Source organism: Photobacterium angustum (assembly GCF_003026365.1).
Taxonomy (GTDB): Bacteria; Pseudomonadota; Gammaproteobacteria; order Enterobacterales; family Vibrionaceae; genus Photobacterium; species Photobacterium angustum.
Genome location: NZ_PYOM01000003.1, coordinates 181,920 through 194,518, shown reverse-complemented (window position 1 = coordinate 194,518; position 12,599 = coordinate 181,920). Strand labels below are relative to the sequence as shown.

General features: G+C 37.0%; 12 protein-coding genes and 1 riboswitch. Of the genes, 7 read left to right on the top strand and 5 right to left on the bottom strand.

The genetic code is table 11. The annotated features are described in order from the left end of the window. Window positions 1-34: 34 nt before the first annotated feature. On the bottom strand, window positions 35-727 hold the full coding sequence (locus tag CTN01_RS04345) for an iron-sulfur cluster assembly scaffold protein (RefSeq protein ID WP_005368217.1): 693 nt from the start codon (window positions 725-727) through the stop codon (window positions 35-37). A 221-nt stretch (window positions 728-948) separates the two neighbouring features. Next, a riboswitch (Fluoride riboswitch) is annotated at window positions 949-1,016 on the bottom strand. A gap of 162 nt (window positions 1,017-1,178) precedes the next feature. Then, on the bottom strand, window positions 1,179-2,756 hold the full coding sequence (locus CTN01_RS04340; protein WP_045150353.1) for an EAL domain-containing protein: 1,578 nt from the start codon (window positions 2,754-2,756) through the stop codon (window positions 1,179-1,181). Window positions 2,757-2,944: 188 nt separating this feature from the next. On the opposite strand from CTN01_RS04340, the gene CTN01_RS04335 reads away from it, so the two are divergent. From CTN01_RS04335 to emrD, 3 genes are all read left to right on the top strand, one after another. Further along, window positions 2,945-4,222: an alpha/beta fold hydrolase gene (locus CTN01_RS04335; RefSeq protein WP_045150352.1), complete on the top strand. Its 1,278-nt coding sequence runs from the start codon at window positions 2,945-2,947 to the stop codon at window positions 4,220-4,222. A gap of 267 nt (window positions 4,223-4,489) precedes the next feature. Next, entirely contained in the window at window positions 4,490-5,089 is a 600-nt protein-coding gene (locus tag CTN01_RS04330) for a GTP cyclohydrolase II (protein ID WP_045150351.1), read from the top strand. Between the two features lie 330 nt (window positions 5,090-5,419). Then, window positions 5,420-6,634 carry a multidrug efflux MFS transporter EmrD gene (gene emrD / locus CTN01_RS04325; protein ID WP_045150350.1) on the top strand — a complete coding sequence of 405 codons (1,215 nt, stop codon included), beginning with the start codon at window positions 5,420-5,422 and terminating at the stop codon, window positions 6,632-6,634. Between the two features lie 95 nt (window positions 6,635-6,729). On the opposite strand, the gene CTN01_RS04320 is transcribed toward emrD, so the two are convergent. Then, on the bottom strand, window positions 6,730-7,056 hold the full coding sequence (locus CTN01_RS04320; protein WP_005368211.1) for an HI1450 family dsDNA-mimic protein: 327 nt from the start codon (window positions 7,054-7,056) through the stop codon (window positions 6,730-6,732). A gap of 240 nt (window positions 7,057-7,296) precedes the next feature. Here CTN01_RS04320 and CTN01_RS04315 point away from each other — a divergent pair, with 240 nt between their 5' ends. The 3 genes from CTN01_RS04315 (at window position 7,297) to CTN01_RS04305 (ending at window position 11,098) form a co-directional block, all read left to right on the top strand. After that, on the top strand, window positions 7,297-8,067 hold the full coding sequence (locus CTN01_RS04315; RefSeq protein WP_045150349.1) for a hypothetical protein: 771 nt from the start codon (window positions 7,297-7,299) through the stop codon (window positions 8,065-8,067). A gap of 24 nt (window positions 8,068-8,091) precedes the next feature. Continuing rightward, window positions 8,092-10,476 (top strand): DNA polymerase II, encoded by a 2,385-nt coding sequence (locus tag CTN01_RS04310; RefSeq protein WP_045150348.1) that lies wholly within the window; start codon window positions 8,092-8,094, stop codon window positions 10,474-10,476. Between the two features lie 100 nt (window positions 10,477-10,576). Further along, the gene (locus CTN01_RS04305) at window positions 10,577-11,098 is read left to right on the top strand and encodes a YqhA family protein (protein ID WP_045150347.1); all 522 of its coding nucleotides are present in this window, start codon (window positions 10,577-10,579) and stop codon (window positions 11,096-11,098) included. Between the two features lie 73 nt (window positions 11,099-11,171). Here the strand turns inward: CTN01_RS04305 and CTN01_RS04300 are convergent, their stop codons facing one another. Then, the gene (locus CTN01_RS04300; protein WP_045150346.1) at window positions 11,172-11,489 is read right to left on the bottom strand and encodes a hypothetical protein; all 318 of its coding nucleotides are present in this window, start codon (window positions 11,487-11,489) and stop codon (window positions 11,172-11,174) included. A gap of 258 nt (window positions 11,490-11,747) precedes the next feature. Between CTN01_RS04300 and CTN01_RS04295 the strand changes: the two genes are divergently transcribed. Next, window positions 11,748-12,011, top strand: coding sequence for a DUF1289 domain-containing protein (locus CTN01_RS04295; protein ID WP_080890437.1), 264 nt, complete (start codon window positions 11,748-11,750; stop codon window positions 12,009-12,011). A 79-nt stretch (window positions 12,012-12,090) separates the two neighbouring features. Here the strand turns inward: CTN01_RS04295 and rplY are convergent, their stop codons facing one another. Beyond that, window positions 12,091-12,369, bottom strand: a complete 279-nt coding sequence (gene rplY / locus CTN01_RS04290; RefSeq protein ID WP_045150345.1) for a 50S ribosomal protein L25 — start codon at window positions 12,367-12,369, stop codon at window positions 12,091-12,093. Between the last annotated feature and the right edge of the window lie 230 nt (window positions 12,370-12,599).

Here is a 12,599-nt window from a genome sequence, read left to right as displayed (position 1 = left end):
GTGTAATTAAATATATGGATAACAGCTTGGCTGATTATTCGTGACGAGGATCGATTGTGCGAACCGCTTCGTCAAAACGACCATATTGACCTGTTGCTTGTTCCATTGCTTGATCTGCTGGAACACCTTTACCGATTGATTCCATCATCTTACCAATGTTAACAAAGCGGTAGCCGATGATTTCGTCGTTGTCATCAAGTGCAATTTTAGTAACGTAACCTTCAGCCATCTCCATGTAACGAGGGCCTTTTTCACGAGTACCGTAATGCGTACCTACTTGGCTACGTAAACCTTTTCCAAGATCTTCTAGACCAGCACCAATTGGAAGACCGTCTAAAGAGAAAGCCGTTTGCGTACGACCGTAAACGTATTGAAGGAAGATTTCACGCATTGCAACGTTGATAGCATCACAAACAAGGTCTGTGTTTAGTGCTTCAAGGATAGTTTTGCCAGTGATGATTTCTGAAGCCATTGCCGCAGAGTGAGTCATACCTGAACAACCGATAGTTTCGATTAATGCTTCTTCGATGATGCCATTTTTCACGTTTAAAGTTAGTTTTGCAGCACCTTGTTGTGGTGCACAAGTACCACAACCGTGGCTAACACCAGAAATTGCAATAACATCTTTAGGTTGTACCCAACGACCTTCAACAGGAATGGGTGCAGACTCGTGATGTGGACCACGAGAGATAGGACACATATTTTGTACTTCAGTTGAGTATTGCATTGCTCTGCCTCACTAGACACCGCGTTACTAATTATAAAACTCAGAGTAGGGAAGAGTTGTATAACGCTCAGCCGTGTTGAATTGATAATTCTTTATCGAGCAGAAAATAGAAGAGGACAAAAATGAAATAACAACGCGCCGAATGCAAAAATTATTATAACTAATTAAAATTATAATTAACCATTTTAACAAATACACGGTCCTCGACGATTTAGAGTCGAATGTTGTTAGACGTCATTATCCTTTATTGAAAGGCGGTTGAAGGAGGAACATCATCTCCCGCCATAAATTTATTATTTATGGCAAACGATATAAAGATATAATTATCTACATCGTTGATAGTATAAATATACTCTTTTAATTTTATACTGTGTAATTTAAAAAAAAGAATAAAGATTTCAAATATGAAAGAATTGAATGAGAATAAATATCATTTTATTCTCATAAGTCTCTAATGTTTATCTTTTTTAATATTGTTATCAATATATCTCTCTAAATCAGAAAAGGGCATTGGCTTTGCATAAAAGAAACCTTGAATTAGAAATATACCTTGGGTTTTTAGATAATTAACTTGCTCTAGTGTTTCTACACCTTCAGCAATCATCGTTAATTTTGCTTCTTTTCCAAAGCTAATTATAGCGTTTAAAATATTAGCTTTAACGTCACAAGTACCGATTGTATCAATAAACATTTTGTCAATTTTTAAAGTGTTAATAGGTAACTCTTGAAAGTAGCTAAAACCACCGAAACCTGTTCCTGCGTCATCTAATTTTATGCCTATATGGTTATCAACAAGGCGTTGCATTACGGCTTTTGCCGATGCTAAATCCGTAAAAGGGGTACGCTCTGTCACTTCTATCGAAATACGATGATTAGGTACTTTATTTGCTGAAAGAGTATTCAGTAGTTTTGTTGCAAATGTTTGATTTTGAAGTTGGCGTGGGACAACATTTATACCGATAAAAAAATCATCACTAATATTATTTAGTTTTGTAATATCATTGGTAACTTGTGATATCAGAAGATCAGTGATCTCGTAAATTTGTTTATTCTGTTCGGCAATATCGATAAAAATAGCAGGAGAAATAATTTCACCATTTGCTTTACACCATCTAATTAAGCTCTCACAACCGATAATAGAACCTGTTACTGAATTGATAATAGGTTGATAATACGGTATGAATTCTTTTTTCTTAATTCCTCGTTCAATAGCCATCGTAATCGTTCGCTGTTGAGGACGTAACCATAAAAACAAACAAATGATAAAGATCAAAATGCCAAGGAAAGTGTTTACGAGATCAAGTTCAGAATGCACAATATCGGTTAAGCCTTTAGGTGTAACATAGACATCGATGTAAATATTATCACTGAGCTTTTCTGTGAATTTATGATAGTGGTTATTGGTATTTATTTTTGATTGAATATCAATTCTCTTATCTTTATAGCCAAGAAAAATAACAACATTACGTTCGTCGGTATTATTAAAATACAGTTGACGATTTAACGGATCAGTGATTGTCATTAGGTAACTATTGTTAGGAAAATGTCGAATAATTTTAATTCGACTACCTAAGTATGGAGTAATGGTGTAGTTATCTAGTGTAATTGCATTTTTGCTGTCATAACTAGCATTAATCGGCGAATGAAGGCCATATATTGAACAACTCGTATCTGGCGTGATTAACCCCAAAAAAGTGATATTAGTAGACATGTCATTCGCTATTCTCATCTCTTTAATATCATGCTTTGAACAGGTAAAAGTGAGTTTTGGTATCAACTTTTCCATACCGTTTATAGCAATAATTCCTTCATGTTCAGGCAGGTAAAGATCAGAATCTAACGTTTTCATACCTGTATCTAATAGTAGACTCGATGGCTCTACAATTTTATTCTTTAAATTGACACGGTGATAAAGTTCATACTGAAATAAAACAACTTTTAATACATTCTGCATTAGAAATATTAAGCAAAAACCTAAAATAAAAACGATTAAAGGTTGCTTCCAACGAAGTAATAAATTGTTATTCATAATATTGAAATCACCATCGATTCTAATTAGGTATATTCTATTATTTTTAAGCTGTTTGTTTCAAATATAAATACACTTATAGAATGAATAACTGTAAAATTAGCACTTGTAGTTATATATTTTAACGCTTATATAACCTTGTGTTAAATATTGTATTATTAATTAACTTAATAATGGAGTTAAAGTAAATGCAAAAAATATATAAAACTGATGGCTTATTATTTAAATCACATTTGTTTTCTGTTCCGCTGAATTATAATGATTCTCATCAAGAAAAAATTACGGTTTATGCTAGGGAAGTAGTGAAGCAAAACCACGAACATGATAATTTGCCGTGGTTAGTTTATTTACAAGGTGGACCTGGATTTCCATCACCCCGCCCGACGAGCAATTCAGGTTGGCTTAAGCAAGCATTAACGAAATACCGCGTATTACTGCTTGATCAACGAGGCACAGGGAAAAGCTCTCCGATTTCTCATCAAACATTGTCTGATAAAACGTCAGAGCAGCAAACAGAATATTTAAGCTATTTTCGCGCTAATAATATTGTCAAAGATGCTGAATTTATTCGTGAAGCATTAAATATTAAACAATGGGCAATTTTAGGGCAAAGCTTTGGTGGGTTCTGCGCATTGCATTATTTATCTTATTACCCTGAGTCATTAACACGTGCTTATTTAACCGGAGGTATTCCGCCGATCACAGGGCATGCTGATAACGTTTATCGTGCTACTTATAAACGTGTACTCGCTAAAAATAATGGTTTCTTTACGCGCTTTCCAAATGCACAACAGCAATGTGTCGATATTGCTAATTTCTTATTGGACAATGACGTTCGGTTACCTAATGGCCAACGTTTTACTGTTGAACAATTCCAACTGTGGGGGATTAATTTAGGTCGAGGTGGTGGTGATTTAGCCATGTACTACATTCTTGATGAAGCTTTTATTGACGTTGGTGGTAAACCTGAGTTGAGCTACAGCTTTTTAAACCAAATGTTGTTAGAGCAAAGCTATCAGACAAATCCTATCTACGCGATTTTGCATGAATCTATCTATTGCCAACATGAAGCATCGAACTGGTCAGCACAACGTGTACGTAGTGAATACCCACAGTTTAATTACGCAAAGGGAGAAGATTTCTTCTTCACTGGGGAGATGGTCTACCCGTGGATGTTCGATCAACTGCATTGCTTACAACCACTAAAAGTTGCGGCAGAGTTACTTGCAGCCAAAGATGATTGGTTTAACTTATATGATGCTCAGCAATTAGTGAACAATACCGTTCCCGTTGTTGCTGCTGTCTATGTTGATGATATGTATGTTGATTATGATTTAAGTTGCCAAACAGTGGCAGGATTAAATCACGCTAAAGTATGGGTGACTAATGAATATGAACATAATGGCTTAGGTGTTGCTGGAGATGTGATTTTATCTAAATTGATGACGTTAGCTGATAACCTATAAAATAGTCGAGCAAATTGCTTAGGTATTAGATGTGTTATAATATAACATATTAATAGTAGCATACGTGAGCTCCTGCTGCACAGTACGATAAATTTAACCTGTTGGTGATCTTTTTAAACGATTAATCACGTATTATCTTTGTTTAAAGCGCAGCACTGTTGTCATGTGGTAATTTTCGCTATTATTCACAGGTTGAAATTAAGTCGATAGTCATCATAAGCAATAACATTCCTTATGATTGAGTATTAGCAAATGCTTAGGAAGAATATGGTAAATGTTAGGGCGAGAGTGCCTTTTAAAGTTGGTTTAAAAAGCAATATTCCTGCAGATTTGCTTTCGTTCAATGGGCTTGAGTCTGGTAAAGAACACGTTGCCGTTATTTTTAAAGATGCAGATAAAACAATAGCACCCTTGGTGCGTATGCATTCTGAATGTTTAACTGGTGATGTCTTCCACTCATCTCGATGTGACTGTGGTGAACAGTTAGATGAAACTATTGAAAAGATGGGTGAGTTAGGCGGTATTATTCTTTATCTTCGTCAAGAAGGCCGTGGTATTGGTTTGTACAATAAAATTGATGCTTATAAGCTTCAAAGTGAAGGTATGAACACATATGAAGCGAACAATCATCTCGGTTTTGGTGACGATTTACGTGATTTCAGTGAAGCGGCATATATGTTGAAAGCACTGGGTTTAACTGAGATTCGACTTGTTACTAATAACCCTAAAAAGATTCGTGAATTAAGCGAAAATGGTATCAATATTGTTGAAGTTGTTGGTACTAAAGCGCATGTGAAAGATGGTAATGAAAGTTACCTTAAAACCAAAGCAAGTCATGGTCATCATCGCTTTAATTTCGAAAATTAAGCCGTATTGTTCGTAAAAATAAGCCCTGTATTGCTCGCAGGGCTTTTTTGTATATGTACAATTTTTCTAAACAATATTCCCCACACTTACACATTAGAAAATGTAATCCAAATTCAAATTTTATTCGTGCTAAATCAAGCAATATCTTCTTGTCTTAATCCAGCATCAGGATTAACATCTCGTCTTAAATTTAGTCATAGGTTCTAATATAAGAATTTATATTGAATGTTGTATTCAATATTTATTGTTAAATTAGAATTTTATTCTGTTTGTTGAGCTCGTTTTTAATTTTATCGGGTTCTTTATGAAATATTATTCTGTCTGAGGGTAATGGTTGTGGTTAAGCAATCGTCTTCGAATATGGGTAAGTTCCTATTCTTACTTATTATTTTTATTGCTGTTGGGCAAATGACCCAAACAATGTACGTCCCAGCAATTCCAGAAATGGCGACGTTCTTTGGTGTTAGAGCTGCTTCTTTACAGGCAGTGATGGCCGCGTATTTAATTCCTTATGGTTTATCGCAGTTTGTTTATGGGCCGTTATCTGATCGTATTGGTCGACGTCCCGTAATGATCAGCGGTATGGTCATTTTCTTGATCGGTACTGCTATTGCGTTAGTTGCCCCAAGTTTTGATGTACTACTACTTGCTAGTTTTATTCAAGGTATGGGTACTGGTACAAGTGGTGCAATGAGCCGAACAGTTACACGCGATTGTTATGACGGTGATGACTTACATAAAGTAAATAGTTTAGTCAGTATGGGGGTGATCTTCTCTCCATTGATCGCACCAGTATTAGGTGGCTATTTATCAGAACACCTAGGCTGGGAATCTATCTATATTTTCCTATTAGGTTTTGGCGCACTTGTAACGCTCGCCTTAATGCGTTCTTTTGGCGAAACATTACCCTTAGAAAATCGTCGAGCGGAGCGAGTATGGGTAAGTTATCGTTATGTATTATCTAATCGTCGTTTCCAAGGTTATGTGGTGTGTTTAATTGCCACATTTGCAGGTGTCGCTACGTTTGAAGCATCAGCAGGGGTATTACTGGGTAGTGTATTAAAACTTGATCCGAGTACCGTCAGCTGGCTATTCATTGTGCCTTTACCGGGTTATTTATTGGGTTCTTGGGGCTCAAATAAACTGATGAAGCGATTAGGCACAAACCGCGTTTTATTCTTGGGGATGTTTGCATTACTTACAGGCGCAATTACGATTATTATTCCAGGTATGGAAGGGCTGGTAACAGTTACTAGTTTAATTGGTGGTGCGTTTATTTATTTTATTGGGGCTGGCGTTTTATTTCCTGCCGCTACCACATTAGCAATTCAGCCGTTTCCGCATCATGCTGGTACAGCTGGAGCTGTGCTTGGTGGGCTTCAGAATTTAGGCGCAGGTTTAGCGACACTAGCTGCATCAGCAATGAGTGCGCAAAGTCAGTTTAACTTAGGTGCTGTACTTTCAGTAATGGCAATTATTGTCGTGTTGAGTTTGGTGTGGATTCGACGTAGTGAGAAACACGACATCACTATACTGGCGAGTTAATTAAGCTCTATTATTTTTGTGAAAGTAAAAAAAGGCGATATCACATCAATTGAAAAGATGTTGATATCGCCTTTTTTATATCAGGAATACGATGTCTAATCGCGTTTCCATAAAATATGACAGCCTTTGTTTTCAGGATCACGGCTGATTAGCATGCGTGCAAACACGTCATCTAGTTCATCGTTTTCTTCGTTAACAAGACCAATGATAACTTCAGCAAAAAGCTCTTTATCCACATCAAAACCAGCGTGTTCTGCCCAGTCATCACGTGTTTCAACGATTTCAGCTGCACCACGATCTTCAAATTGTGCAGTGAATAATAATACGTCTGCTGGCTCTAAGTTATCTTGTGCCATTTCTAAGAAAATATCGTATGCCGCATCGATAACGTCATCGTAAGAAATCAGGTTTTGAGTTTCCATAGATTAAGATCTGTCTCTTTGTTTGTAAGAGTGGTGATTATACTAAAACCGCAGTAAGAAGCGATGCCTATGATAGTTTGAATGAAAATTTAAGCAGAAAAACAGCGATTTTGAGTTTTTACTATCGATAGGTTGAATTTGGTAGTATATAGAGAGAATAAAGCATAAAAATCTACATTTTTATTACGATTTGTTATTGCTGTTTTTACGGATTGAAGCTGTCTATGAGTTGTATTTGTAATGAAAAGACTACCTGTTCTTGATGAATTAACCCCATTTCAAGCACCTTATATGCCAGTGTTATTAGCTTTGGTAAAACAATTTCAGGCTGAGTTTTCAGAGCAGATACACAGCATATACCTTAATGGCAGTGTTGCCGCTCGTTGCGCGAGAACAGAACGTTCGGATCTTAATATAACACTGGTTGTTAATAGATCATTATCGGCATCAGAAAACCGTGTATTAGACTCACTTTGTCAACAAATAGCCTATCGTTATAACGTTATCACTCAGGTTGATCTGACGGTGGTTACGCGAGATGAAGTGATGACACTGGCATCGATTTTTAAATGGGGTTTTTGGTTTAAGCACTGTAGCGTATGCCTTTATGGCGATAGCTTGGCGACACAATTTGGTTTGTTTGAACCGAGTTGGGAGATAGCAAAAGCGTTTAATAGTGATATAAAAGCGGTACTTGCGGATTGTCGTAGTAAAATCATGGCAACGAAAAGCGTGACAGAATATAACGCATTGTGCCGAAAGGTGGGTAAGAAGATGCTACGAAGTTGTTTTATGCTGGTGGCACATCGCACATCGAGTTTAGCTTATAGTGAACAGCAATGTGCAGACTTCTTTCTTCATTTTTATCCTTACAAAACAGTCGATATTGAACGTATTCAAATTCTAATTAATGGTCCGCAAGTGCCCAAACGTGCCGCTTTGTTTTTAGTTGAACATGTTGGTGATTGGATTGTGGCAGAGTTTGAAAAAATAGAAAAAAAGATCGGGTGATCATATCAACAGCAGAGGTTTTATTTGCAGTCGTTAACAACGGGTTTTGTCTTAACTCGCCAAAGTCGTGACATTAATGGACAAACAGAAATCATTCTCTGGGTTAAAACAGAAAATGGTCCATATCGTTTGTCTATTATAGGAGATAAGCCTGTTTTCTTTGTTCGTACAGAGCAAAAAGCGCAAGCTCAACAGGTATTAACGAGTGCGAATATCACGACAGAGTGGAAAGATCTGCCACTTAAAACCTTTCAACATCATGTTGTTTCTGCCTGTTATTGCCAGACTATTCGCGATGGCTTCTCTGCGGTAAAAGCACTTTCTGCTGAGCTTATTGATGTTTTTGAATCAGATATTCGTTTAGCAGATCGCTACTTAATGGAACGTTTTGTTCGTGGCGGTTTGGTTTTTACCGGTGATCAGCGCCAGCGTTCAGGCCATATTGAAGTTACAAAAACTAAAGTAAAACCTGTTGATTATGTGCCAACACTGAATGTCGTGTCGTTAGATATTGAGTGTTCTGAAAAAGGCGTACTGTATTCTATTGGTTTACACTGCGATGCTGATAGCCGAGTGATCATGGTAGGGCAAGCACCTGATGGTTATAGCGATTCTAGTGAATTGTTCATCGAGTGGGTCGAAAATGAAAAGGCATTATTACAGTCGTTAGAGTCGTGGTTTATGGCTTTTGATCCTGATGTGATCATTGGATGGAACGTTATCGACTTTGATTTTCGTTTATTACTGCATCGTGCTGAGTGGAATAAAGTTAATTTACGTATTGGTCGTGGACGACAAACACCACATTATCGACCATCTTCGCAAAATCCTAATCAAGGGTTTATTACTGTTCCCGGACGAGTCGTCATGGATGGTATTGATACGCTTAAAACCGCGACTTATAACTTTCGTTCGTGGTCGCTAGAGTCAGTTTCACAAGAATTATTGGGTGAAGGTAAAGCGATTCATAACGTTCATGATCGGATGGCGGAAATTAATCATATGTTTCGCCATGATAAGCTCTCACTTGCTAAATATAACTTACAAGATTGTGCGTTAGTGACTCGCATTTTTGAGCATACTCATTTACTCGATTTTGCTATTGAACGGTGCCGTTTAACGGGCGTTGAATTGGATCGTGTAGGGGGCTCAGTTGCCGCCTTTACCAACCTTTATATGCCACAATTACACAGAGCAGGTTATATCGCACCAAACCTTGTTAGTGATAATTGGATTGCAAGTCCCGGCGGTTATGTGATGGACTCTAAACCCGGGTTGTATGATTCTGTATTAGTTCTTGATTTTAAATCACTATACCCTTCGATTATCCGATCTTTTCGGATTGATCCTATGGGGCTAGTAGAAGGGTTAAATCAAGAAGAAGGTAAAGCGGAACACCAAGCCATTAATGGATTTCGCGGCGGACGTTTTCATCGGACCAAGCATTTCTTACCGAAGATGATTGAAGATTTATGGGCTGCACGTGATCAAGCCAAACGTGATGGCGAAAAAGCGTTTTCCCAAGCAATTAAAATCATCATGAACTCATTTTATGGTGTATTAGGATCGTCAGGCTGTCGTTTCTTTGATCACCGTTTAGCTTCATCGATTACTATGCGTGGTCATGAAATAATGAAATTAACTCGAGAGTTAATTGAAACTAAAGGCTATGAAGTGATTTATGGTGATACCGACTCAACTTTTGTATCACTCAAAAAAGGCCATTCACAAGATGATGCAAATGCTATCGGAAATGACTTAGTCGCTTATATTAATCAGTGGTGGACAGCGCATCTACGTGATGAATATGGCTTAACATCGGCTCTTGAGATTGAATATGAAACCCATTACCACAAGTTTTTAATGCCTACTATTCGTGGACAAGAAACGGGTAGTAAAAAACGTTATGCCGGTTTAGTGTGGCGAGGGGGTAAAGAAGAGATCGTATTTAAAGGATTAGAGACGGTTCGAACTGACTGGACACCACTAGCTCAACATTTTCAGCAGTCACTGTATCAAATGGTTTTCCATGGTCAGGATGTTGATGATTATGTCCGTGATTATACTCAGCGAACGTTAGCAGGGGAGTTTGATGATTTGCTTATTTATCGTAAGCGATTAAGACGAAATTTAGCGGACTATCAGAAAAATATACCACCACAGGTACGTGCAGCCCGTTTAGCTGATGAAATGAACCTAAAATTAGGTCGCCCTCGTCAATATCAAAATAAAGGGACGATTGAATATGTATTTACGGTATCAGGTGCCGAGCCAAGTGAGTATCGTCAAAGTCCTATCGACTATAACCATTATATTGATAAGCAATTAAAACCGGTTGCAGATGGTATCTTGCCGTTTATAGGTAAATATTTTGATGATATTACAGCGCCACAGTTAGGATTGTTTTAACTACTACCATAATGGTTGTTTGTTCTTTTCGATATTCATTGTTACTAGTAGTTTATGGTTTATTCTTTATAATGTGAAAAACTTTTAGATTATCCCCATTATGAAAAAAACATTTAATGCTTTTCGATATGTAGGCTGGTTAGCCATCATTTGTTCTACTCTTGGTTCATTGTTACTTTTTATTGTTGGTGCAATGAAAACGTATACTGCGTTTGCTGTGGTATTTTTTAATGAAGTACCGCATAACAGCCTAGCGCATTTAGATACTGCAGACATAGCGACGTATTATTTAATCAAGTCACTCGATACATTCTTAATCGCTTTTGTATTGTTTATCTTTGCTCATGGCGTATTTACATTATTTATATCAAATAAGAAATCACCAGACGCAGATAAAACAAATGTTTTAGGTTGGATCAAAACACCGAATATTGGGCACTTAAAGAATGTATTAGCAGAAGTGATTGTGATCATTCTTTTTGTTAAGTTCTTAGAAGCCGTATTGGTCAATTTCGATAACCTTGATTGGAAAATTCTTATTTTACCGGTTTCGATTTTATTACTTAGCTTAGGCTTAAAGTTTTTAAACTTAGCGGAAGAATCTGATGATCGCGTCGAATAAGGCAACAAATATTAAATAAAAGATATAAAAAAACGCGCTATATAAGCGCGTTTTTTATTGCTAATAAATAAAGCTATTTAAAGAACTCAACTTTAGATACATCTTTAGTATTAGCAAGAATAGGATCGAAATTTATCACACCACGGTTTTGAGTACAGATTTTGTATACATCACCACATTCAAAAATAGCTAGAATTTCTTCAGGTGCACGGAATATATCTGGCGGAAGTTTGCCTACCTCACCAATACATACCGTTCCTTCATGTGACCAAACTAACTTACTTACGCGTTTACTATCGCTCGGAATAGGTGCTGAGACATGTGCAGCAATCGAGGAATAAACAGATTCCGCTTGTTCAAGGTTTTTAGCCGATGGTACAAAAAAATCCATGGTTCCCTCCTTTGATATATCTATTCGGGGACATGACTAGATATATAATGTAAAAATTAGTTATCAGCCATGACAACTTGAATAACCTTATCAGAGTTGAGGTGATGAAAGCAACCAACATAACTGACTATTTTTTCATAAAATCAATACAGAATTAACGAATTAGCAAAATTTTGTCAGTGTTTTTCACTTAATAACAGCACGAGTGATTAAAATCTATTATTCTCATTAAAGGTATGATGACGAAATTTAGTAGGCATGGAACAGAAAGACTTTTTTGATATTCCAAGTCCCTGTACGCGAATATGTGAAGTGAATAATAAGGGGTATTGCAAAGGATGCTTCCGTAGTAGGGAAGAGCGTTTGTATTGGCTTAAAATGACCGATGATGAAAAACATCTGGTACTTGATATATGTCGTCGCCGTAAACAGCAAGTATTAAGGCGTCACCGAGCTAAATTGCAGCAAGAGTTAGATAAGAATATTGAGCAAGAGGATGATCCGCAACAGTCGTTATTTTAGTAAATATATCGATGCGATTATTTAAATATAAAAAAAGCACTCCGAGGAGTGCTTAATAAAAACGTTTATGAACCCGCAATTAGATGCGTTTGAAGTCCATGTGTTCAACTTTAGGCTTGAACGGGTGACGTTGAATGTCTTGAGGCTTAACTTTAACTTCTTGACCGTCGATTACTAGTACGAAACCTTCGTAGAACTCAGGCTTGTCCATTTGGTTGATAACATCGCTGTGCTTAAGAGCGATAGCAACTGGTGCTGCTTCACCACCGTAAATGATACCTGGGAATTGCTCTTGAAGACGTAGGCGGCGGCTCGCACCTTTACCTAGATCTGTACGTACTACTGCATTAAATTTCATAATCAATACTCTTTGATATAAATGATTCACTAAGTAATGCGACCTTACTTAGTGTCGTAAAACGAGCGCGCATACTAACAATCATATTGCTGTTTATCAAGCGTATTAAAGTGAAAAATAATACTTATTAAATCACAAATAAATAGATGGGTTAATTGTTTTCTTTTTGTACGAAAAACACACGTTAATTATACCGTGACACCCTTTCTTAATGTTAGTAATCAATAGTA